The organism is Euzebya tangerina, assembly GCF_003074135.1.
Classification (GTDB): domain Bacteria; phylum Actinomycetota; class Nitriliruptoria; order Euzebyales; family Euzebyaceae; genus Euzebya; species Euzebya tangerina.
In genome coordinates, this window is sequence record NZ_PPDK01000001.1 from 1,581,494 (window position 1) to 1,604,746 (window position 23,253).

Consider the following 23,253-nt stretch of genomic DNA (forward strand, 5'->3'; position numbering starts at 1 on the left):
CGCCGGGCGACCGCTCACCGCTCCGCGATCGCGTCGAGGGTGGCACGCAGTTCGGCCGCGACGTCAGCGGTCACCGCCCGCTCGCCACCGATGATCCGCACCTGGGTGACGCCGAGCTCCTGAAGTGCGCGGATGGTGTCGGCCGGCAGGACGTCCGGCTCGGTCAGCAGCACCGGCGTCCCGGTCAGCGCGGCCACGGGCGCGATCGCCAGCCCGTCGGGGAATGCGCGGCCGGTGGCGACGAATGCCGAGACCGAACGGCCGAACGGCTCCATGGCCACGGCCGCGGTGGCGAACCGGTTCTCACCGGCACGTCGAACCACACTGTCCACGCCGGGCTCGTCCGCAAGTGCTGCGGCGACATCCTCGCTGATCGCTGCCGTTCCCCCGAGCAGCTCGACCGTGACGGTCCGGCCATCGAGATACGCCGTCAGCTCGGCGGGAATGGAGTCGGAGTTGGTCAACAGGATCGGACTGCCACGCCACCCGGCGACCGCGCCTCCCGTCAGCGCGTCGGGGAAGTCCGCTCCGGTCGCCAGGTAGATCCGGTCGGCGGACGGCAGAAAGCGATCAGCCAGGGCTGCCGCAGTGGCGAAGCGGTTGGACCCGAAGACCCGGTCGACGAACGCGTCGGGCGCCGCCTCCCTGATCTCCTCGATCACCGGGTCCTCGATCACGGCGGCTCCGCCGATCACCGTGACCCGCCGCGGCTGCAGTCGCTCCAACTCCGCGGCCGTGGCCGACGGCAGGGCGGTACGCCCGGCCAGGAGGATCGGGGCGCCGACCGCGGCGGCCGCAGGGCCGGCGGTGAGCGCATCGGGGAAGTTCTCCCCGGACGCCACGAACACGTGCTGGGCCCCGGCCGGCCACTGCAGCCGCGAGATCGACGCCGCGGTCTGGTACCGGTCGTTGCCAGCCGTGCGCTGCAGGACCACCGACTGCTCCGGCACCGGGGCGGTCTGAACCGTGATGGAGGCCCGATCAAGTAGCTGACGGACCTCCTGGTCGTCCCGTCCCGCCACCCCGTACAGGCTGATGACGTGTTCTCCTGGTGACAGGTCGGCTGCAGCGACGCCGTCGGACTGCAGGATCCGTCCGTCGACGTCGGACGCCCACTCCACCCGATGGGTCGGGGCGTTGCTGGTCGACTCGGCGCTCAGTGGGATGATCTCGCCGTAGGTGTAGGTGCTCGAGTCGACCGGGTCCACGATGGTCCCGGCCACCCACGGTTGGTCGGATGAGACGTAGTCGAGTGTGATCAGGTCCGCGTCAGTCCGGATGCCGTCGGAGGCGACGACGCGGACGCGAACGACGGCGTCGGTCCAGGTGAACGACGACAGGTCCAGATCGAGCTGGTTCGCGGTGATGCCCGCCGCCACAGGGATCCAGACGTCCTCCGGGCGCACGAGCACGTCGTAGGACAGCGCGTCACCGTCGTCGTCCGTCGCCTCCCAGGTCAGGTTCAACGGGCCGGTGACCTGACCGCTGACATCCGTGGTGATCTCGATCTGCGGTCGTGACGGCGACACGGCGACCTCCGAGACCACAGCGCTGTCGGCCAGGTTCACGACCTGGATCGTGTGTGCCGCGCCCTCGCGGAGACTCGTCGGAAGCCCGACGGCGATGGGGTCCTGGCTGACCGACTCGGGATCGCTGGCCGGGCCGAGTGTGCCGTCGTCGAAGAGCAGCGGAACACCGGGTTCGCCGCGCAGGTCGACGTCGAGTTGGGCGATCGGCTCGGGCTCACCGTCACGGATGATGTCGATCCGGTGGGTCGGGTCGCTCGGGGCGGCGACGGCGGTCGGGCGCGGCCGGAGGTCAGCCACCTCGAGCGCGTCGCCGTCGCGCCCAGGCGTGATGGCGATGCTGTCGCCGAAGTCGACCCGCAGTTCGACGTCCTCGCCGACGATCCGGTTCCACTGGGCGCCACCCAGCCACTGGGTCGGCGCGAAGGCCCGATCCGGCGCGCCGCAGTACCCCATGAGGTTCGGCATCGTGCTGCGGGGCATGACCCCTCTGATGGCCGTGCCGGGGCTGCTGCCGGTGTGTCCCCAGAAGCCCGCGCCGTCCCCATCTGGCCCCAGGGCCGCGACGTCTCGGCCGTCGATCGTCACCGTGTCGGGCCACTGGTCTGCGGCAACGGCGCCACAGGGGTCGGCGAAGCGCTCCCCGTCCTCGGCGGTGGCGGCGTGCGGCAGGCCCAGCGAGTGACCGATCTCGTGCAGGTGGACCAGTCGGGTCTGGAACGCCGCTCCGGCCGAGGTGGCCGCGTCGAATCCGTTGGCGCGCCCGCCGATCCCCGGGATGTCGAACAGGCCATAGACGACCGTCGACTCCGGATCCTCGGTGACCCGCCACTGCTGCTCGATCGTCAGCGCGAGGATGTCGCCGAGCAGGTCCCGGTGGGCGTCGACCTGGCCATCGCGGCGGGCCTGCACGAACTGATCGAACTCGTCCTCATCGTCCGCGGGGTCGTCAACCAGACCCATCGCGACGGCATCGACGGCCGCCGTCCGGGCGGCGTCGCGTGCGTCCAGGTACTCGGTGGCGTCGTAGCTGCGGGCGGACTCGACGTAGGACCACCTCCGCAGGTCGAACGGCAGTCCGCGCCGCGCCCACGCAGCCAGGACTGCGGCTGCCGCCGATGCCTCGCGGGGGTCGGCCTCGAAGACCACCTCCTCGCCGGCGTCGGTCTGCCGCACCACATCGGTGCCGATGAACACGATCTCGCGCTCGAAGCGCTGCGGTGTCAGCGTCACCTCGCAGTCGGCATCGATGTCCAGGCAGCTGACCTGCCCGGAGGCGGGAACGAAGCGAACGGTCACCTGACGGCCGTCCCGCAGGTCGGTGGCCAGCACGTGGAACTCGAGCGCCGCCGCTCGCAGCTCCGCAAGGGATGCATCGGGGCCGAGGTTGCTCGCGCTGCCGCCCGCTGGACCGTACTCCCGGATGAGGGTGCCGTCGGCCTCGCGCAACTCCAAGCGTCCCGTCCACTCGCTGATGCCCGCGCCGGCGTGCCCGGTCACCCGGACCATGGCCCGCTTCCCCGCGACCAACGCGGCGTCATTGGCCAGGTTCTGCACGCCCTGATTGACCTCGATTCCCTCCACATCGATCGAGGGCGTGAAGCAACCGTCAGCCACCGAGGAGGGGATGACACCCCGGTTGGTGGTCGCCGTGAACCCACCGCCGCCGAAGACGAGTGGCCCGTACTCGGCGGCCAGCTCCTCGACGGAGTGCCGACTGTCCTCCGCCGCGACCACCGAGAAGCGATCGGCGCCGGCGTCGACCAGGAAGTCCACCGACGGGACGGTCTCTCCCTCGACGTTCTCGATCCCGTCCGTCAGCAGGCACACCGTCGTCTCGGTCGCGGCGCCGCCGTGGGAGACCGCTTCGGCCGCGCCACGCAGGCCGGCCGTCACGGGGGTCGACCCCTCCGTCTGGGCATGCCCGCGGACGACGGCACCGATCTCGGCCGCGTCATCCTCCGTGTCCAGCAGTCGGTTCGAGACGATCTCCTGGACCAGCGGCACCTCCGATCCCACGGCGCCCGGCCCGGTGAAGACCACGACGGAGACGGCAGAGACGCCCAGGGGCAGGTGGTCGCGGCGACGCAGGGTGACGTCGACACCGCGGGTGATCGCCCGCCACTCCACCGGCGTGACGGACCGGGACGCATCGAGGACGAACACGACCTCTCGCTCCGGCGCTGCCTCCTGGCTCGGCTGTGCGCGACCGGGGCGGGCTGGGGTCAGCAGGCTCGTGAGCAAGCCGGCGAGCAGGACCCAGACGACCGCGGGGCGGTGGGACGTCCGGCGTGGTCTCCCCCTGGTGTTGGCAGCCGTCATGGACCCTCCCCGGTCACTCGGCGGGCCGCGACTCTAACCGCACCCGAGGCCCGCGGGCCAGCTCAGGTCGTGTCCGCAGGTCGGGTCAGGTGGTGGCCAGCAGGGTCTGGCCCAGCCGTACCTTCCCCAACTCGGGGATGTACTCGCCCTCATCCCACACCACGGTCCCGCCGAGCACCGTCTGGGTGACGATTCCCTCCGGCCGGTTGACCATCTGCTCGTGGTCGAAGGCCTCGCGGTACTCCGTGGTGATCGTGGACTCCGGATCCCAGTCGTGCAGCGCCAGCGGGTCGATGATGACGACGTCGCCTCGTGCGCCGACGCGCAAGCTGCCGGCGTCGATCCGCCAGAACGCCGCGGGCTCGCTGGTCAGCCGGGCGATGTGTCGCGACAGCTGCGTGCTGCCGTAGCGGGCGGCGATCTGCAGTCCTCGGAGGTTCGCGTCGTAGAACGCCATGTTGGTCAGGTGGGCGCCCGAGTCATTGAAGCCCGGCAGGTTGTGCTCGAAGAACAGGGCGTCCTCCAGCTTGGCCTGGTCCGCGTTGGCGGTGATGGCGTACCACCGCAGGTCGGTGTCGTAGGCGGCGAAGAGGTGCAGGACCAGACCGGCGTCGTGGATGCCCTCCGGCATCGCCTCAGCCATCGTCTCCAAGGCCTCGCGTTCGGCAGCCGAGCCGGGGTCCAGCACTCCGGCCTGATGAGCCTGCCCCCGGCGGAGCACCTCAGCGAAGGTCAGTCCGTCCCACTCGGGACAGGGGACGTCGCCGTCGAGCACCAGCTGGTCCAGATCGCGGGGGACGGCGTGTTCCTCGTAGCGGAGCCGGCGTCGCAGGCCAGCCAGCCCACGACCGTCCTTGCCGGTCATCCACTCACGCGTGAACTGGGCCCGCCAGTCCGGGTCGGCCAGGATCGCCCGGCGGCCGGCCCTGTCCTCGAGGTCGGGCTCGTTCAGCCGTCGCAGGCTCGGGATCTCCTCGAACAGCGGCGTCAGCGGGCCGTCGGCCCAGACCTTGAACTGCGCAGCGAGCGCCTGCATGCGGAAGCGCCCGTCGACCAGCCGGGAGTTCAGGATCCGTGACAGGACCTTCGAGAGCGGCAGGACCGTCCGGTCGGTGTGGACGTCCATCGAGGTGAGGAAGGTGGTGCGGAGCGGAGCGCCGAACCATCGGCCGGAGGTGAAGAAGAGGGTCTTCGCGATCCCCACGGGGCTGTCCTTCGGCGGGGTGCCCTGCCACACGCGGTCGTGCGCGCGCACCACGTGGGTGAGGACCCGAAGCTCCTCCCGGGTGGTCCACTGGGTCGGGATCTTCGTGGCCCGGTGCGGGTCGTTGGCCAGGAAGTGGAACGGCAGCGCGTCGGTCGTGAACCCCGGATACCCCTCCTCCAGCGCCCGGTTCAACAGCTGGGCCATCCGCACGATGTCGTCGTCGGACGGGTCGCGGGACACTGAACCCTGTAGACCCATGACCTCTGCACGCAGCATCGAGTGCGGGATCTGCGGGACCACGTTGGCGCCCAACGGCTGGGCGTCCAGGTGGGTGAGGTACGCCGCCGTGCCGGACCAGTCGATCGCGTCGACCACGCGCTGCAGCACGTGCTTCGGCATGTTCTCGACGCGGGCGAAGCAGTCGACGATCGGGTTCTCGACGTAGCTGCCGTTGTCGCGGACCTGCGAGCCGAACGTGGTGCCGAGCGAGCAGTTGGCCGTGATGACGGTGGTCGTGCCGTGCCGGGCAGCCTCCGGAAGCCCGGGGGCCAGTTCGAGTTCGAGGTCGTAGTGCGTGTGGATGTCCAGCAGACCGGGCATCACCCAGCGGCCGGAGGCGTCGACGACTCGTGCGGCGGCGGCGGGGTCAAGGCCAGGCCCAACCGCGGCGACCCGGCCACCGCTGAGGGCCACGTCCACCAGTTGGGGTGGGCCGCCGTGCCCGTCGAAGACGAGCCCACCGGTGACCAGCAGATCCCACGAGCCAGCAGAGGTCATGTGCCGAGTATCCCATCCGTCGGGCGAACGTCCAGCCCGCCCGATCGTCCCGCCCGCGGGAGGACCATCGGCCTGGTGGTCGTGGGTCGACATCGGCCACCGTGGAGGCACAGACCTCGGCAGCCTGACCTGCCCCTCACCGGAGGAGACCCGTGAACGTCCGCGACTGGATGAACAGCGACCCAATCACCATCTCGCCCGAGGCAACCGTGGCCGAGGCCCGGGCCGTGATGCGGGCTCAGGGGATCCGGCACCTGCCCGTGGTCAGCGCGGGCCATCTGATCGGCATCATCAGCGATCGCGACGTCAGCATCGACGACGCCACGCTCAACCGCGTTCGGTCTCTCGAACGGCTGGGGGAGGTGACCGGAGAGAGCCGGCCGGTCGAGGCGGTCATGAGCACCTCCGTGCACACCGTCCCGGTGTCGGCGACCATGGCCGAGGCAGCCCGGATGATGCTCTCCCGCCGCGTGAGCGCCCTGCCGCTCGTCGAGGACGACGGCCGCCTGATCGGCATCGTCACCACGACCGACTGCCTGCTCGTGTCACTCACCGCGACCGACGACCTGGTCGGCGGCTTGGCGCAGGGTGCGGGGGAGGTCGACGCGTGAGCAGACTCGCGGAGCTCGGCGACGGCGAGTGCATCCAGTTGCTGCGGGCCCACCCGCGGCACGTCGGGCGCGTCGGGTTCTACAGCCAGGACGGCCTGACGATCCTGCCGGTTAACTATCGGGTGTTCGGGGGCGAGGTCGTCTTCCACACCGACCCCGGGTCCCTGCTCTTCTCCGCCGTCATGCAGGACCGAGTGGCGTTCGAGGTCGACGATGTGACCCCGTCCTGGCGGGAGGGCTGGAGTGTGCTGGTCCGGGGCACGGCACGTGAGGTCACCGACGCGGAGTCCATCGAGGCCATCGAACGGCTGGTGCGCTCCTGGGCCGGCCGTGACAGCCGCACGATCGCGATCACGCCGGATCAGATCACTGGACGTCGGATCGTCTGAGGGCTACCGCTCCAGCGTGACCGACCAGCCGTCGTCAGCGCCGGCCCAGACCATCCCGGTCGCCCGCGGCCCGCGGACGAACTTCCGGCCCGTGAAGGAGAGGATGTCACAGCCGAGCTCCTCGAGCCGCACCGGCAGCTGGCCGACCGACTGACAGGCATCCAGCTGGTAGAGGACCTCGCTGCCGGCCAGGAGTTCGCCCACGGCGACGGCGGGGTTCACCAGCCCGCCCTGTGTCGGCACGTGGGTCACCGAGACCAATCGGGTTCGCTCGTCCAGCAGGTCAGCCATGGCCCCGACGTCTACCTGCCCGTGGTCGTCGTCCGGGACCACGACGATCTCGATCCCCTGGATCTCGTGGGCTCTGAGCAGTCCCGCCATGTTGCTGGGGTACTCCGCTTGTGTGGTCAGAACCCGGTCGCCCGGCTGGAACCGCAAGGCCGAGAAGGCGGCGTTCCAAGCCCGGGTCGCCGACTCGACGAAGGCCCAGTTCCTGGTGTCGCCGCCGATGAGGTGTGCAGCCTCGACGTAGACCTGTGCCAGCTCCGCCTCACGGGCATCGACCGCCTCGTAGCCACCGATCCGGGCCTCGAGATCCAGGTAGCCGGTCACCGCGTCGAGGACCTGTTGGGTCGGCAGGCTGGCCCCGGCGTTGTTCAGGTGCGTGACCTCGCTGCAACCGGGCGTCCGGCTGCGCTCCGCTGCGACATCGATCGGCATTGCGGCTGGCTCAGGTCGGCGCCAGGAAGACCCCGGAGTGGGGCTTCGGACGCACGTAGGTCGACTTGAGCGGCAGCGTCCGGCCAGCCTCCGCCGCGGCGATGATGTCGTCGAACGTCGCCGGTGCCAACGCGATCACCACGGTGCCCGGATGGGCGTCGGCCAGCATCCGCGGCGAGCCCAGTCCCGGGACGTACTGCAGCCGTGGATCGCTCTGCTCGAATCCGAGCGGGTCGAGCACCTGGGCGTGCAGTCGCGCGGCGTCCATCGACTCCGGCACCTCCGCCACGACGGGCGCCGGCAGCTGTCCCGACCACCAGTCGCGACCCAGACCGACCCAGACCGACCCGGGCGCTGGTCCCACCGATCCATCCAGATCCTCCACCGATGCCACCTCCTCGAGTCCCCCCAACACCTGGTCCACATCCGCCCCTCGCACCAGACGATGAAATGGCGCGACGTCGACGTCGCGGGTGGAGGTCAGCGCGGTCAGGACCAAGCGGTCCCGGTCACCCGGAACGGTTCGGGCGGCCTCCACGCGATGGTGGCCGTCCGACACGTACGCCCGCGTGATCCCTGCGAATGCCGCGGTCGCTGCCGCGGTGTCCTCGATGCCCCAGACCGTCTGGGCGTTCCCGTCCGCAGTCACGAAGTCGAGCAGCGGCGCGGACTGTGTCGCCCGTGTCAGAACCTCGTCGACCGCTGCCGAGGGCGGATGGGCGACCGCGACCGGACTGGAGACGTAGCCGACCGTGGCCCGGTAGTGCGAGAGGTAGGCCACCCGCGCCGGGCGGGTCTTCTCGTGGGGGAGGATGACGGAGTCGTACTCCTCGACCGGAACGGTCGCGACGACGGAGACCTGCGTCAACCCGCCGCTGCGCATCCGGTAGGCGTACATCTCGGCCGGGCCCGGCTCGAACACACCGGCATCCACCAGTCGCGCCAGCCCCTCGCCCGAGTGGACGGCCGCGGCACGAATCGTGGCTGCCTCGAGGTCGACCGGCTCCTGCAGCGCATGCAGGTAGGACCAGGGGTTACGAGCGCGGATCCGATCCCGGTCGTCGGTGCTCAGGGAGTCGAGGGCCGGGATCACCACCTGCTCGGCCAGTGCCGGCTGGACCAGACGTGCTGCGGTCGGCTGGATGTGCATACGTCACTCGACGGACGGAACGGCCGACAACACGTGGTCGACGTGCCGGATGGCGTCGAGGGTCTCCGGCCGGACCGTCCTGGAGAGGCGCAGCGTGGCGACGGCGGCGCTCGCCCCCGCGAAGATGCGGTTGTCCATCTGCGCCACGTTGATGCCGTCCTCCCGCAACTGGTCCAGCACCCCCGAGAGCACGCCGACCTCGTTGCGATGCCGGACCACCAGCACGCAGTCGCCGATCGCTGCGGTCGCGAGGTTCACCGCGTTCCGGGGTTGGCCGTCCTCGAAGTCCGCGATCACCTCCAACACGCCGTCGGCGGTCGAGTGCTGGGCCTGTGTGGTCGACGCACCGATGTGATGGGTGCCGATGACGTTCGGGTGCTGGGCGAGTCGACTGGCGAACGCACCGGTCTTGGCTGCCGGCTCATCCTGGAACACATCCAGGCCGGCTCGCATGCCGCGGTCCTCCAGCGCTGCCAGCAGGGCCCCCTCGTCCACGACGTCTCCGCGGCTCGTGTTGATGATCCACGCGCTGTCGGGCAGTTGGGAGATGAACGCGGCGTCGACGAGTGCTCGGGTCTCCTCCGTCGAGGGGACGTGCAGGGTGACGACATCGCACTCGCCGAGCATCGCCGGCAGATCGTCGAACAGCTCGATGTCGGCCGTCGCGAGCGCCTCGCGGCGCGCAGCCGACCACGACGGCCTGGCGAGGCCCAGGACCCGCATGTCGAACGCGACGCAGCGAGCCGCAACAGCGCGACCGATCGCGCCGAGGCCGACGATGCCGATGGTCCGCCCGGCGATCCCGGTGGCGGTGGAGTACCGAGCCTTGTCCCAGTGGCCGTCTCGGAGGTCGGCGGTGGCCTCGGGGATGTGCCGATCGAGCCCCAGGAGCAGGCCCAAGGTCAGCTCGGCCACCGCGACGGCGTTCCGACCGGGCACGTTGCAGACGTAGACGGCTTGCTCGGCTGCGGACTGCACATCGATGGTGTTGGTGCCCGCGCCAGCTCGAACGATCAGTCGCAGTCGCTTGGCGCTCGTGATCGCCGTGGCATCCACCACCGTGCTGCGGACGACGAGGACGTCCGCATCGTCGAGCGCCTCAGCCAGGTCCTCGCCGGTGAGCCCAGGTCGGTACCGCACGGTGTGGCCACGATCGCCCAGGTGATCCCGGTGGGGTTCGGGGAAGGTGTCGGCGATGAGGATGTCCATCCCCGCAAGGTAACCCCGTCTGCGGCTGCTCCGTCGACCGTTCTGGCCAGGCGGGTTGAGTACGCTCGCGGTCGTTGGCCTGAACACCAGCACCATTCGCCTGCACATCCTCTGGAGGGCTGTGGCATGTACCCGGGGACCTTTGCGACCACGACGCCGGACCGCCCGGCGGTGATCATGACCGACACCGGCCGGACGGTGACCTACGGAGAGCTGGAGGAGCGGTCAACGCGGCTGGCCAACCACCTTCGTGACCAGGGTCTTGGTGTTGGCAGCGTCGTCGCGATCCTGGCCAGCAATGCGCCTGAGTATCTGGAGGCCTACTGGGCCTGCCTTCGCTCGGGGATGTACGCCGGCGGGGTGAACCACAACCTCTCGCCGGATGAGATCGCCTACATCCTGGACAACTCCGACGCAGCGGCCTTGATCATCTCCGCAGATCTGGCCGATCTGGCCGTTGCGGCCCTCGAGCGCGTGGAGGGCGTGGACCTGCGCGTGGTCTTCGGCGGGACGGCGGCCGGTTTCGACGACTACGAGTCCGCGCTGGCTGCCGCCTCACCCCTTGCCCCCGACGATCAACCACGTGGCGCGGACATGCTGTACTCCTCCGGCACGACGGGTCGCCCGAAGGGCGTCAAGCCCGAGCTGCTCGGCCTGCAGGTCGATGAGCCGGGCGTGCCGCTGATCGACGCCTTCGCGCCGGTCTTCGGATTCGACCCCGCCACCATCTATCTGTCGCCGGCGCCGCTGTACCACGCTGCCCCCCTCCGGTTCTGCGGCCTGGTGATCGCCACCGGCGGGACCGTCCTGGTCATGCCGAGGTTCGACGCCCGGGCGTCCCTCGAGGCGATCGAGCGCTACAGGGCCACGCACTCGCAGTGGGTGCCGACCATGTTCGTCCGCATGTTGAAGCTGCCAGAGGAGACCCGGACTGCCTACGACCTCTCATCCATGCGGTGCACCATCCACGCGGCAGCACCCTGCCCGGTCGAGGTCAAGAAGGCGATGCACGAGTGGTGGGACGGCGAGATCTGGGAGTACTACGGTGCAACCGAGGGGAACGGCCTGACCGTCGTGGCCATGGAGGACTGGTTGGCGCACGAGGGCACCGTGGGCAAGGCCGTCCTCGGGACCATCCGGATCTGTGATGCGCTGGGCAACGAGTTGCCACCCGGTGAGATCGGCACCGTCTACGTGGAGCGGGATCGCGTCACGTTCACCTATCACAAGGACCCTGAGAAGACCCGCGCCGGGCAACATCCGGAGCACGAGACCTGGTCGGCTGTCGGGGACATCGGGTACTTGGACGAGGAGGGGTACCTCTACCTCACCGATCGTCAAGCCTTCACCATCATCTCGGGTGGGGTGAACATCTATCCGCAGGAGATCGAGGACTGCCTGACGCTGCATCCCAAGGTGAGCGACGTCGCGGTGATCGGGGTTCCTGACGAGGAGATGGGCCAGCGGGTGTTGGCCGTGGTGCAGGCCGCGCCGGGACATGACCCGGGGGAGGGTTTGGTCGAGGAGTTGGCGACCTTCGTGCGCAGTCGTCTGGCCGGGTTCAAGCAGCCGCGGGAGTGGGCCTTCACCGACGACATGCCCCGCTCGGCGACGGGCAAGCTGGTCAAGCGACGACTGCAGGACCAGTTCGACTGAGCGGTCGAGGGCAGGAGTGGCTCTAGGAGCCCAGGACCGAGCCGACCAGCTCCTCCGCTGCTGCCTGGACCTGGGCCAGGTGGTCGGGGCCGCGGAAGGACTCCGCGTAGATCTTGTACTTGTCCTCCGTCCCTGACGGTCGCGCCGCGAACCAGGCCGACTCGGTGGTGACCTTCAAGCCGCCGATCGACTCGCCGTTGCCCGGCGCGGTCGTCATCGTCTCAGTGATCGGCTCGCCGGCGATCTCATCGGCCTGGACGTCCTCGGGGGAGAGGGACGCCAGCTTGGCCTTCTGCTCCCGGTTGGCGGTGGAGTCGGTGCGCTCGTAGGCGGGCTCGCCGTGCTCGGCGACCAGGTCGGCGTAGTGCTCGGAGGGCGTCTTGTCCGTGCGAGCGAGGATCTCCGAGGCCAGCAGGCACAGCAGCGGCCCGTCCTTGTCGGTCGTCCAGACGGTGCCGTCGTGGCGGAGGAAGGACCCGCCGGCTGACTCCTCCCCACCGAAGCCGAACGACCCGTCCAGCAGGCCCGGGACGAACCACTTGAAGCCGACCGGCACCTCGACCAGCTCGGCACCGATCGAGGTCGCCACCCGGTCGATCATCGAAGAGGACACCAGCGTCTTGCCGATCGCCGCGCTCGCGGGCCAGTCGGGCCGGGCCCCGCCGAAGAGGTACTGGATCGCCACCGCCAAGTAGTGATTGGGGTTCATCAGGCCACCGTCGGGTGTGACGATCCCGTGCCGGTCGGCGTCCGCGTCGTTGCCGGTGGCGATCTGGAAGGCGTCCTTCTGCTGGACCAGGGACGCCATCGCGTCGGGGGAGGAGCAGTCCATGCGGATCTTCCCGTCACTGTCGAGGGTCATGAACCGCCACGTCGGGTCGACCAGTGGGTTGACCACCGTCAGGTCGAGGTCCAGCCGCTCGGCGATTGCTCCCCAGTACGCCACGGCAGCTCCGCCCAGCGGATCGGCCGCGATGCGGATGCCGGCTGCGCGGATGGCGTCGAGGTCGAGCACCGCGGAGAGGTCACCGACGTAGGCCCCCATGAAGTCGAAGGCCGTGGCGTGTGCCCTGGCGGCGGCGAAGGGGACCCGGGTGACCTCCGCGAGCCCGTCGGCGATCAGCTCGTTCGCCCGCTCGGCGATCCAGGAGGTCGCGTCCCCACCTGCCGGTCCACCGTGCGGCGGGTTGTACTTGAACCCGCCGTCCCGTGGCGGGTTGTGCGACGGAGTCACTACGATGCCGTCGGCCAGGCCCGGGCCGCTGGTGCGCACACCGTCACCCTGCCGGTTGGCCTGCAGGATTGCGTGGGACACCGCCGGGGTGGGGGTGAAGCCGTCGGCATCGTCGACCATCACGGTCACGTCGTTCGCCGCGAGCACCTCGAGCGCGGTGGCCCAGGCCGGCTCGGACAACGCGTGGGTGTCACGCCCGATGAACAGCGGACCACTGGTCCCCCGCGCGGCGCGGTACTCACAGATCGCCTGCGTCGTCGCGGCGATGTGGTCCTCGTTGAAGGAGACATCCAGCGACGACCCGCGATGCCCGCTGGTGCCGAACGCGACGCGGTGAGCCACCTCAGCGGGATCGGGCCGCAGCGTGTAGTACGCCGTCACCACATGGGCGACGTCGATGAGGTCAGCGGGTTCCGCCGGCAGTCCGGCGCGTGGGTGGGCCATGCCGGCATCCTCGCACCACCGCGTCCCGCTCGTCGGCGAAGGGCAGGAATACCCCCCTCACGATCGTGGTTAGAATTCCAACTATGACATCATCATCGGTATTCGAACTCGGCATCGGCACGTTCGGAGACGTCACGACCGGGCCGGACGGTGCGCTCAAGCACCCCGCGCAGGTCATCCGCGACGTCGTCGAGGAGGGCGTCCTCGCGGACCGCGTCGGCCTCGACTTCATGGGTGTGGGTGAGCACCACCGGGACGACTTCGCCGTCTCGGCGCCCGAGGTGGTCCTGGCCGCCATCGCTGCGCGCACCGAGCAGATCCGCCTCGGCTCCGCCGTCACCGTGCTGAGCTCCGACGATCCCGTGCGGGTCTTCCAGCGCTTCTCGACGCTGGACGCCATCTCCGGTGGTCGGGCCGAGGTGATCCTGGGACGTGGGTCCTTCACCGAGTCCTTCCCGCTGTTCGGCTACGAACTGGAGCAGTACAACGTCCTGTTCGAGGAGAAGCTGGACCTCTTCCGCCGACTCCTGGATGAGGGTCCGGTCAGCTGGTCGGGGACCACCCGAGCAGCACTGGAGAACCAGACGGTCTGGCCGCCGACCGAGACGGGCGACCTGACCACGTGGGTCGGCGTCGGGGGCTCACCCGAATCGGTGATCCGCGCCGCCAAGCACGGTCTGCCGTTGATGCTGGCCATCATCGGAGGTGCTCCGGTCCGGTTCGCACCGTTCGTGGAGCTCTACCACCGGGCACTCGAGTCCCTCGGCCTCGACCTGCTCCCGGTCGGAGCGCACATGCCCGGCCACGTCGCCGAGACCGACGAGCAGGCGCTGGAGGAGCTGTGGCCCGGCTTCCGCGCGATGCACGCGCGGATCGGCCGCGAACGCGGCTGGCCACCCATGGCTCGGGCGGACTTCGAGGCGCAGGCAGGACCGGACGGTGCGCTGGTGGTCGGCTCACCTGCCACGGTGGCCGAGAAGCTGATCCGAGTGGCCACCGACCTCGACCTCTCCCGCATCGACGTGAAGGTCTCCGCCGGATCCATGCCACACGAGCGCGTCATGAGCAGCATCGAGCTGCTCGGTCGTGAGGTCGCTCCCGTGGTCAAGTTCGAACTGGCTGAACGCCGGACGGCCGTTCCCGCCTAGCAGGGCCGTTCCCGCCTAGCCGGGCCGTCCCCTCCCAGCCAAGCAGTTCCCGCCCGGCAGACGAGCGGCCGCGGGCAACACCCGTGGAAGAGTGGCGGGTATGACACCCGCCGAGGCCCTGGCCGACCAGCTACTCGCCGCTCATGTCGAGCACGTGGTCGGGGCGCTCCTGGCCGACGACTCGACGAGTGACCTGGCTGACGGGCTCCTGGCGGTGGCTGCGGGGGTCCCGCTGCAGGACCTCCTGTCGGCCGAGCGGGTGACCACGGTTGTCCTGCTGCTGCTCGAGCGGGTCCCACCCAGCACCACGGCCAGCACGTTGGTGGCCACCTGGGCGACCGCCGTCCACGAGGGGCCTGACAGCCCGGTGACCGCAGCAGACCTGATGACCCGGGATCAGACCGCCGCGCTCGTTGCTGAGTTCCAGCGCGCGGTGCCAGCCCTCCGGCGCGCCGTCGAGCAGATGGCCGACTCACCGGTCATGGGCCAGTTGGCCAGCGGGTTCCTGGCCCGCGTGGTGACCGATGTCGTCGCGGCCAACCGGTCCGTGGCCGAGCGGATCCCGGGTATGGGTGGGATCCTCTCACTGGGAGACCGAGCCGCCTCCGCCGTGATGGGTGCCGCAGAGGTGCCGATGCAGCTGGTCGGGGATACCGCGGGCAAGGGCGCTGCCGTGGCCGTCCGACGCCTGGCCGCCATCGTGGCCGACACACTCGAGGACCCGGCATTTCACCTAGCCGCCCTCGAGGTGTGGGACCGAGCGTCCACGCGTCGACTGGGCCCGGCTGGGGCCACCGAGGACGGTGCTCCTGACGTCGACGACGTACGGCGTGTCGCCGGCCTGCTGCAGGACCTCACGATCACCGCGTCCACCTCGCCACCGGTCCAGGACATGGCGGCGGCGTTCGTCGCGTCGTTCTACGACGTCTACGGCGAGTACCCCGTCACGACCCTGCTGGAGGAGATGGGGTTGACCACCGACGAGATCACTGCAGCCGTACGGCTTCTCGTTCGCCGATTCGCCCGTGCTGCCAACGAGCACGGGCTCCTGGAATCCCTCGTCAACGACCAGTTGGAGCCGTTCTACCGGTCGTCGAGCACCATCGCGCTGATCGACGAAGCCGTCAGGTCGAACGGCGATCGGGTCTGACGGCGAAGCCGCACGGATCGGGGCGATGTGGGTGGATCTCGTTCCACATCGCCCCGGCCCCTCCGCGGGCTGGGGCAGGGTTCGCGCAGCTCTCCGTCCGGGCCACCGCGAGTGTGCCCAGGCGTACGCAGGATAACCAAGGACACATGACGAACGTGCGAAGGCACATGTAGTAGCAAATGACTAGTGCGTCACTTGCCGATGCCGCGCGCGGCACGTTTGATAGCTTACCAAACGGTCAGAAGGTCGAAAGGCGCAGCATGTTCGTAGAAGGCCCGTACAGCCCCGTCGCTGATCGAGCGATCGTCACGGGAGGGAGTTCCGGGATCGGTCGGGACATCGCCCTGATGTTGGCCGACGCGGGGGTGAGGACCTACATCCTCGGCCGTCGGCTGGAGCGACTGGAGGAGGCGGCCGCTGCGGGCCCCGCCGGAGCGCTGATCCCACTGGTCGCTGACATCCGAGACCCGGATGCCGTTGATGCTGCGTTCACCGCCGCAGAGGCCGATGGGGGGCTTGTTCCGCTGCTCGTCAACGCCGCCAGTGGCGCATTCCTGGCCGCCGCAGAGGACATCACGCCGAACGGCTTCGGCGCCGTGGTGGGGTCGAGCCTGAACGGACCCTTCAACGTGCTGCGTCGGTGGGGGCGGCCGCTCCTCGCAGCTGAAACGCCGGGGGCGGCCTTGATGATCTCCAGCGCGTTGGCTGAACGGGAGGTGCCAGGCGCGGCACACTCGAGTGCGGCCAAGGCCGGCCTCGAGGCGCTGATCCGGTCGTTGGCCGTGGAGTGGGGCAGTCGGGGTCTGCGCATCAACTCCCTGGCACCGGGCGCCTTCTCCACCGAGGGTGCCGATGCGGGCATGTGGAGCGATGACAACGTCCGGACGGCAACCCTGGCCAACATCCCAATGGGGCGGTTTGGCACAGCCGAGGAGCTGCGCGGAGCGGCGGCGTTCCTGATCAGCCGGGCTGCCTCCTACGTCACCGGCGCAACGCTGGTGGTTGACGGTGGCTGGCACCTCTCCAACCACCCGTTCGGGGATGTGTTCCCCTCCCGCTGAGTGACGTCCGGCGAGTCACCCGTCAGCCGAAGAGGCTGCCCACCAACCCGCTCGCGGTGTCACCGACGGTGCCGGGCAGGCTGGAAGGCGAGGGGAGTTCCGGTGGGCTCACCGCTGCGCCGTCCTCGGTCGAGGCGGACGCGCTGGCTTCGACACCATCGTCCACCACGCCCACGCTGGCGCCCTGGGGCGGGCTGACCGGCTGTCCGGAGGCGCGCTTGATGGCCCGCCGGATCCGGTAGTAGGTCCCGCACCGACAGACGTTCTCGCGCATGGCCTCGTCGATGTCGGCATCCGTGGGCTGCGGGATGCGCTCCAGCAGCTTGACGGCGGTCATGATCTGGCCGGCCTGGCAGTAGCCGCACTGGGCCACGTCCTCGTCCACCCAGGCCTGCTGCACAGGGTGGAGGACGTCATCGACCGCGAGCCCCTCGATCGTGGTCAGGTCGCTGCCGGCCGCCTCCTCCATGGGAACGATGCAGGGGCGCACGGCCTGGTCGTCCTGGAAGATCGTGCAGGCGCCGCACACGCCGACACCGCAGCCGTACTTGGGGCCGGTGATGCCCAGGCGGTCGCGCAACAGGTACAGCAGTTCGTCGTCGTTCTCGGCGTCGATCGTGACGGATGCGCCGTTGACGTTGAAGGTGATCTCTGGCATCTCTAGCCCTCCGGGTACTCGTTGATGGGGAACCGGCGGGGGACGCGGCCGGTCGCGCGGGCGTAGGCGTTCGCCACCGCTGCCGCAGATGCGGTGATGCCGAGCTCTCCCGCCCCGCCCGGAAGCTCTTCGGTGGGTGGCATCACGTGGACCGACATCTCCGGTGGGGTGTGGTCCATCCGGGGCACCTCGAAGTCCCCGTAGCTGGACTCGCGGATGGCGCCGTCGTCCAGGTGGATCGCGGTGCGGATGATGTAGGAGATCGCGTCGACCAGGGCACCCTGCATCTGCGACTCGAGCCCGAGCGGGTTGATGGCCCGGCCGACGTCGACGGCACACGTGGCTCGGGTGACCCGGGGCTCAGCACCGCGGGTGTCGAGCTCCACCAGGTAGGCGGCCCTGCTCTTGTACTCCTTGTGCAGGCCGATGCCCTGGGCCACGCCGCTGGGCAGGCTGCGCCCCCACCCCCCCTCGGTCAGGACGGTCTGCAGCACGGCCCTGGACCGGTCGTCGTCCAGCCGGTCCAGCCGGAACTGCGCCTCGTCATGACCGAGGGCACGGGCGAGTTCGTCGATCACGATCTCGTTGGCCACCGCGGCCGTCCCGCTGTAGATGCCCCGCCAGGAGGCGGTCGGGACCGCGGTGGTGACCGCGTTCAGCGGCGTCTCGTTGAGGAGCAGCGTGGTGACGCCGACCTCGTACTGCATCAGCTGCGTCGTGTGCCACACGGTCTGGTTGAAGCCGAAGGGCACCAGCTCACCGCCGATCGAGGTGATCGCATCCCCGAACCCGTGCTCGAGGTCCAGTTGGGCGGTCGCCGCACGGTGATCGAACGTCAACGGCTCGCCGCCGCCCAGGAGGCCTCGGGTGTAGGTGGCCTTCACGTCGTGGACGCTGAGCGGCCGACAGCGGCCGTGGGAGGTGTCGTCCTGACGGGTGAACAGCAGCTTGATCGGACGGCCGAGCGCTCGCGAGATCCGGGCGGCCTCAACGGCCGCATCGAAGAAGAGGCGACGGCCGAACGAGCCGCCGGTCTTGATCACGTTGACCTCGACGTCCGTCGGCAGCATGCCGAGATCCCGGGCGATCTTGGCCTGGGCGGACAGCGGCGTCTTGGCTCCGGTCCAGATCCGCGCCGTCCCACCCGAGACGTCGGCGATGGCGGTCATGGTCTCCATGGGGGCGTGGGCGAAGTAGGGGAAGATGAACTCGCCGCCGACGCTGTCGGTGAGCAGCGGGATGTCAGGGAGCGTGGGCAGGTTGGCCGCGCGGAGCTGGTCGATGACGTCGTCGTCGGACACGCCCGTGCTGGGCCCGTCCTGCCAGGTGATCTGCAGCGCATCGCGGGCGCGGAACGCCTCACCGGTGGATCGCGCGACGACGGCGACGCCGGATGAGGATCCCTCGACGTCGAGGTCGACCTGCATGATCGCCTCGACGCCGGGCAGGTCTCGGGCGGCCGAGTCGTCGTAGGAGGCCACCCGTCCGAGCAGGGTGGGTGGTCGGGCGACGACGCACGGGAGCGCCCCTGCGACCGGCTCGAGATCCATCGCGTAGTCGACCTTGCCCGTGACGATGTCGTGTGCGTCGACCCGACGCGTGGGCTGTCCGATGACCCGGTACTGCTCGGCGGACTTGGGCTCGGCCAGGATCGACAGCGGCATCGGGCCCTCCGTGCCGGCGTCCAGGTCGGCGTAGGGGGCAGACCGTCCGTCAGGTGCTGACGCCACCGCGTCCTGCGTGGTCACGTCGGTCGGAGCGATGCCGAAGCGGGCGGCGGCCGCTTGCACGACCTGTTGCCGAAAGGTCGCGGCGACACGCCGAAGGGGATCCCACAGCGATGTGGTGGAGTGGGAGCCACCCGTGATCTGACCCGTAGCGCGACGGAACTCCGCCGACGAGAGCGACGCGTCGATCTGATCGAGCCGGACATCGATCTCCTCCGCCAGGATCATCATGGCGGTGGTCAGGATCCCCTGACCGACCTCCATGCGGGGCAACTCGAAGACGATCCGGTTCTCGGGGGTCACCTGGATCAGATAGTCGTAGTAGAACGGCGTGCCCGAGATGATGAGCAGATCGGTGAGGTCGAGCTCATCGGCCAACTCCGGGATGGCGACCAGAGCCTGCGCGGTGCTCGGCGCCAGGGCATCCACGCCGAAGCGCACGGCGACACCGAGCGCGGCTCCCTTCAGCGCGTAGCCGACGAAGGATCGTCGATCCAGTGAGGCGAGCGGTTCTCGCACGTCCTCCCGGCTCGGTGGTGATGGAACGGGGACGGCGTGGCTCGACAAGGGGCCCTCCAAGGCTCGACTACCAGCAGGGACCAGGTCCCGGCGCCCCGGCTACGAGGCGTTCAGCGCTACGTAGAGTGCTCCGGGGTGTACGCACCATAACCAGACCGCGGAGGGACCATGCACCGACCGCATGGACGTCCGGGAATGAATTGGCCAAAATCCGCCGAAGAGTCGGCTCCGAACGTGCGGAGGACGGGGCGCCGCGAGGATCAGGACCTCACGGCAGGTGGGGATGTCACCGGCGGCGTTCCATCAGGACGGTGTCGCGCCAGACGCCGTCCAGCTTGCCGATCCGCTCGCGCATGCCGACGATCCTGAAGCCGGACGACCGGTGCAGTCGGATGGATGCTCGATTCTCCGGGAAGATCTGCGCCTGAAGGGTCCACAGGCCCGCCTCGTCGGCGGCGTTGACCAGGCGGTCGATGAGGGCCACGCCGACACGGCGGCCACGGAACTGCTCGTCGACGTAGATCTGCGTCTCGGCCACACCCGCGTAGCACGCCCGGTCCGAGACCGGGGTGAGGGCGGCCCACCCGGCGATGGTGCCCTCGACCTCGGCGACCCACCGGTGGTCGCGGTGCCACTTGGCAGCGAGTGCGTCGGGCGTCGGCGCCTCCGTCGTGAAAGTGGCATTGCGGGTGGCGATGCCCTGGACGTAGATGTCTGCGACTGCTTGGAGGTCGGCGTCGGTCATGGCTCGGACGGCCACATCCTCCTGTACGTCCTCGGGGCAGCACGGCAGGGTGTCCAGCGTGCCCATGACGGCATCGGCGGCGTGGGGGAGCCCGGTGCAGCAGGCCTCGTTGACCCGGACCTGGGTCGACGTTCCGACCTTGCGCAGCTCCACGAAGCCGGCGTCGGCGAGCAGCTTGATGTGATGCGACGCGGTCGGCTGCGCGATGCCGACGCGCTCTGCGATGGTGCCGATGGGCAACTCCTCGGTGGAGCTGGCCACGGCGTGGAGCACGCGGACTCGTGTCGGGTCGCTGAGCGTGGCGAACCAGGCGGCGTAGGTGCTCGCGGCATCCTCCGAGAGCCCGCTGGTGGCCACGGTGGGGAGGGTTGCAGTCATTAGATCGACGATTGTAGATGAAGTTGTTGCGGTTGTTCATCGACGCACGTAGATGGACTATCCATCGACACTCGTCTATGAAAGGCCGGTCTCTCTCATGTCCCGCATCTCGAGCGAACACCCCGTCGTCGTCATCGGAGGTGGACCGATCGGTCTGGCCGCCGGGGCCCACCTGCGCGGACGAGGCCTGCCGTTCCTGGTCCTGGAGGCCGGTGCGTCCGCCGCCGCAGGCGTGCGGTCGTGGGGCCATGTGCGGCTGTTCTCCCAGTGGAACGAACTGGTCGACGATGCCGCCGCGAAGCTCTTGGCTCCGACCGGCTGGTCGGCCCCCGCGGGAGAGGTCTACCCCACCGGCTCGGAGTGGGCGGAGGCATACCTGCAGCCACTTGCCGACGGCCTGGGTGACGCCCTCAAGACCAGCTACCGCGTCGTCGCCGTCAGCCGGCAGGGCGCTGACGTGATGAAGGACACCCGGCGATCAGAGCGTCCGTTCGTCCTGGTCGTCGACACCCCATCGGGTCAGTTCCGGCAGCTGGCGGGTGCGGTGATCGACGCCAGCGGCACGATCCTGACGCCCAGTCCGCTGGGGGCTGACGGACTGCCCGCGATAGGTGAGCACGACCACGCCGAGCGGGTCACCTCCGGGGTGCCCGACACCGGCAGCGCGGAGATCCGGTCGCGGCACACCGGTGCCCACACGCTCGTCGTCGGCGCGGGGCACACAGCGATGAACGCACTGCTGAACCTCGCCGCCCTGCGCCAGGGGGACCCGTCGACCCGCATCGGCTGGGTGATCCGTGGCGGCAGCGCCGACGCCAACTACGGCGGTGGGAGCGCCGACCAACTGCCGGCCCGAGGCGCGTTGGGACTGCGCGTGCAGGCCCTGGTCGAGGACGGTGTCATCGAGGTCCACACGGGCTTTGAGACCGCGGAGGTCACCGACGGGCCAGACGGGCGCATGACCATCACGGCTACAGGTGGCCGCACCATCCCGGACGTCGACCACATCGTGAGGGCAACCGGGTACCGGCCTGACCTGTCGCTCACCGCGGAGTTGCGCCTCGACCTGGACCCGGGTGTGCAGGCCCCCCGCGCGCTCGCCCCGCTCATCGACCCCAACGTCCACTCGTGTGGCACGGTTCCACCACACGGCGAGGCCGAGCTGGCCCATCCCGAGCCAGGCTTCTACACCGTCGGGATGAAGAGCTACGGCCGCGCGCCGACCTTCCTCGCGGTCACGGGCTTCGAGCAGGTCCGGTCCGTGGTGGCGTGGCTCGACGGCGACGACGAGGCGGCACGAGAGGTGCGGCTGGTCCTGCCCGAGACGGGTGTGTGCGGCGGCAGCGGCCTGAACGAGGAGCTGACCGACGGGCTCCCGCTCGTCGAGCAGACGGCGGGTGGCGGCTGCTGCTGATGCGCGTGTCCCCACTCCACCGCACCGTCGGTGGGCTGGGACTGGCCACGATCGTCAGCTACGGGGGCTGGTACTACAGCTTCGGCGTGTTGGTCCGTCCCATCGCCGACGACACCGGGTGGACGGTGGCCGAGCTCGGGGCCGCCTACGCCATCGGTCACCTGCTGGTCGGTGGTGGTTCGGCGCTGGGCGGTCGCCTGCTGGACCGCCGTGGGGGCCGGACCACGTTCGGCTTCGGTGCGGTCCTCGGTGGCGGGATGTTGGGCGCCGCGGCCGTGGCGCCGACGGTGCTGATGTTCGGGATCTGCTTCGCCGTGGCCGCGGCGGTCGTCGGCGCGACGAGCTCCTACCACATCACCATGGCGGCGGCTCGTCGTCTGCGACCTGACCGGCCGGCCAAGGCCATCGGCCCGCTCACCATCTACGGGGCGCTGGCCTCGCCGATCTTCCTGCCGCTGACGGCGGTTCTTGTGGAGGCGTTCGGCTGGCGGGTGGCGCTCGGTGCACTCGCGCTGACCACGGCCTCCGGTCTGGGGATCGCCGCCGTGCTCGCGCCGGACGGTCGAGCAGCCGACGCCTCTCCGGAAGCCGCTCCGGTCCGGCTATCGACGGCCATCCGCCGGGCTTGGGCCGATCCGGACGCCCGGCTGCTCACGCTGATGTTCCTGGGCTACGGGTTCGGATCCGGGCTGATCCTGACCTACCAGGTGCCGATCATGGTGGACTTCGGCCTGCCCCTGGCGACCGCCTCGCTGGTGGCCGGCGGGCGGGGCTTCATGCAGCTGACGGGACGTGTGGGCCTTGACCGCATCGTCACCCGCTTCGGGGTCCGGAGGCCCCTGGCTGTGGCGGCGGGGCTGGCCACGCTGTCCTGCGCGCTCCTCGTGGGCAGCGGCACCCTCGTCGTCGCCGTGGCGTTCGCCGCCATCGCAGGTGCCAGCATGGGCTCGAACTCACCTCTTGCCGGCATCCACGCCTCCGGCATCCTGCCCGAGCGGGACCTGGCAGCGCTCATGGGTGCCGTCCACGCCGCGGGTGCGGCGGCGTCGGCAGCCGGGCCGCTGATCGGCGGTGTGGTCCGGACCGCCACCGGCTCCTACGTCATCGCAATCGCACTGGCAGCCGCGGGCTTCGCCCTGGCCGGCGTCGCGGTGCTCCGGACGACGGCCTCAGCGGGTGTCGGTCGGGACCTGACGATCCCCTAGGTG

General features: G+C 69.9%; 16 protein-coding genes and 1 pseudogene. 8 read left to right on the top strand and 9 right to left on the bottom strand.

What is annotated here, in order from left to right:
* Positions 1 to 14 precede the first annotated feature (14 nt).
* Together C1746_RS07315 and C1746_RS07320 are read right to left on the bottom strand one after the other, a co-directional pair.
* A complete protein-coding gene (locus C1746_RS07315; RefSeq protein ID WP_116713976.1) occupies positions 15 to 3,848 on the bottom strand; it encodes a cell wall-binding repeat-containing protein in 3,834 nt (1,277 codons plus the stop codon).
* A gap of 85 nt (positions 3,849 to 3,933) precedes the next feature.
* Complete coding sequence (locus C1746_RS07320; RefSeq protein ID WP_116713977.1) at positions 3,934 to 5,832, bottom strand: N-acyl-D-amino-acid deacylase family protein; 1,899 nt, start codon at positions 5,830 to 5,832, stop codon at positions 3,934 to 3,936.
* 170 nt (positions 5,833 to 6,002) lie between these two features.
* On the opposite strand from C1746_RS07320, the gene C1746_RS07325 reads away from it, so the two are divergent.
* Both C1746_RS07325 and C1746_RS07330 read left to right on the top strand, forming a co-directional pair.
* Entirely contained in the window at positions 6,003 to 6,443 is a 441-nt protein-coding gene (locus C1746_RS07325; protein ID WP_116713978.1) for a CBS domain-containing protein, read from the top strand.
* Positions 6,440 to 6,832 (top strand): pyridoxamine 5'-phosphate oxidase family protein, encoded by a 393-nt coding sequence (locus C1746_RS07330; protein WP_162867491.1) that lies wholly within the window; start codon positions 6,440 to 6,442, stop codon positions 6,830 to 6,832. Before C1746_RS07325 ends, C1746_RS07330 begins: the two co-directional genes overlap by 4 nt.
* A 3-nt stretch (positions 6,833 to 6,835) precedes the next feature.
* Here the strand turns inward: C1746_RS07330 and C1746_RS07335 are convergent, their stop codons facing one another.
* From C1746_RS07335 to C1746_RS07345, 3 genes are read right to left on the bottom strand one after another with little or no spacing between them, the layout of a single operon-like run.
* Positions 6,836 to 7,552: an aminotransferase class V-fold PLP-dependent enzyme gene (locus C1746_RS07335; protein ID WP_116713979.1), complete on the bottom strand. Its 717-nt coding sequence runs from the start codon at positions 7,550 to 7,552 to the stop codon at positions 6,836 to 6,838.
* Between the two features lie 10 nt (positions 7,553 to 7,562).
* Entirely contained in the window at positions 7,563 to 8,702 is a 1,140-nt protein-coding gene (locus tag C1746_RS07340; RefSeq protein ID WP_116713980.1) for a DUF1015 family protein, read from the bottom strand.
* A gap of 3 nt (positions 8,703 to 8,705) precedes the next feature.
* Positions 8,706 to 9,911, bottom strand: coding sequence for an NAD(P)-dependent oxidoreductase (locus C1746_RS07345; protein WP_116713981.1), 1,206 nt, complete (start codon positions 9,909 to 9,911; stop codon positions 8,706 to 8,708).
* Between the two features lie 126 nt (positions 9,912 to 10,037).
* Here C1746_RS07345 and C1746_RS07350 point away from each other — a divergent pair, with 126 nt between their 5' ends.
* Positions 10,038 to 11,567: an acyl-CoA synthetase gene (locus C1746_RS07350; protein ID WP_116713982.1), complete on the top strand. Its 1,530-nt coding sequence runs from the start codon at positions 10,038 to 10,040 to the stop codon at positions 11,565 to 11,567.
* A gap of 22 nt (positions 11,568 to 11,589) precedes the next feature.
* Here the strand turns inward: C1746_RS07350 and pgm are convergent, their stop codons facing one another.
* Entirely contained in the window at positions 11,590 to 13,245 is a 1,656-nt protein-coding gene (pgm, locus tag C1746_RS07355) for a phosphoglucomutase (alpha-D-glucose-1,6-bisphosphate-dependent) (protein ID WP_116713983.1), read from the bottom strand.
* 83 nt (positions 13,246 to 13,328) lie between these two features.
* Here pgm and C1746_RS07360 point away from each other — a divergent pair, with 83 nt between their 5' ends.
* The 3 genes from C1746_RS07360 (at position 13,329) to C1746_RS07370 (ending at position 16,604) form a co-directional block, all read left to right on the top strand.
* Positions 13,329 to 14,393, top strand: coding sequence for an LLM class flavin-dependent oxidoreductase (locus tag C1746_RS07360; RefSeq protein WP_116713984.1), 1,065 nt, complete (start codon positions 13,329 to 13,331; stop codon positions 14,391 to 14,393).
* Between the two features lie 100 nt (positions 14,394 to 14,493).
* On the top strand, positions 14,494 to 15,543 hold the full coding sequence (locus C1746_RS07365) for a hypothetical protein (RefSeq protein WP_116713985.1): 1,050 nt from the start codon (positions 14,494 to 14,496) through the stop codon (positions 15,541 to 15,543).
* A 260-nt stretch (positions 15,544 to 15,803) separates the two neighbouring features.
* On the top strand, positions 15,804 to 16,604 hold the full coding sequence (locus C1746_RS07370; protein ID WP_162867492.1) for an SDR family oxidoreductase: 801 nt from the start codon (positions 15,804 to 15,806) through the stop codon (positions 16,602 to 16,604).
* A gap of 208 nt (positions 16,605 to 16,812) precedes the next feature.
* On the opposite strand, the pseudogene C1746_RS07375 reads toward C1746_RS07370, so the two are convergent.
* The 3 genes and pseudogenes from C1746_RS07375 to C1746_RS07385 form a co-directional block, all read right to left on the bottom strand.
* A pseudogene (locus C1746_RS07375) lies at positions 16,813 to 17,262 on the bottom strand ((2Fe-2S)-binding protein); the annotation flags it as partial.
* Positions 17,263 to 17,264: 2 nt separating this feature from the next.
* Positions 17,265 to 19,508, bottom strand: a complete 2,244-nt coding sequence (locus tag C1746_RS07380) for a xanthine dehydrogenase family protein molybdopterin-binding subunit (protein WP_205711760.1) — start codon at positions 19,506 to 19,508, stop codon at positions 17,265 to 17,267.
* Between the two features lie 286 nt (positions 19,509 to 19,794).
* Positions 19,795 to 20,631 carry a helix-turn-helix domain-containing GNAT family N-acetyltransferase gene (locus C1746_RS07385; protein WP_116713989.1) on the bottom strand — a complete coding sequence of 279 codons (837 nt, stop codon included), beginning with the start codon at positions 20,629 to 20,631 and terminating at the stop codon, positions 19,795 to 19,797.
* 97 nt (positions 20,632 to 20,728) lie between these two features.
* On the opposite strand from C1746_RS07385, the gene C1746_RS07390 reads away from it, so the two are divergent.
* Together C1746_RS07390 and C1746_RS07395 are read left to right on the top strand one after the other, a co-directional pair.
* Positions 20,729 to 22,045 carry an FAD-dependent oxidoreductase gene (locus C1746_RS07390; protein WP_116713990.1) on the top strand — a complete coding sequence of 439 codons (1,317 nt, stop codon included), beginning with the start codon at positions 20,729 to 20,731 and terminating at the stop codon, positions 22,043 to 22,045.
* A complete protein-coding gene (locus tag C1746_RS07395) occupies positions 22,045 to 23,250 on the top strand; it encodes an MFS transporter (protein WP_116713991.1) in 1,206 nt (401 codons plus the stop codon). Before C1746_RS07390 ends, C1746_RS07395 begins: the two co-directional genes overlap by 1 nt.
* Positions 23,251 to 23,253: the final 3 nt, after the last annotated feature.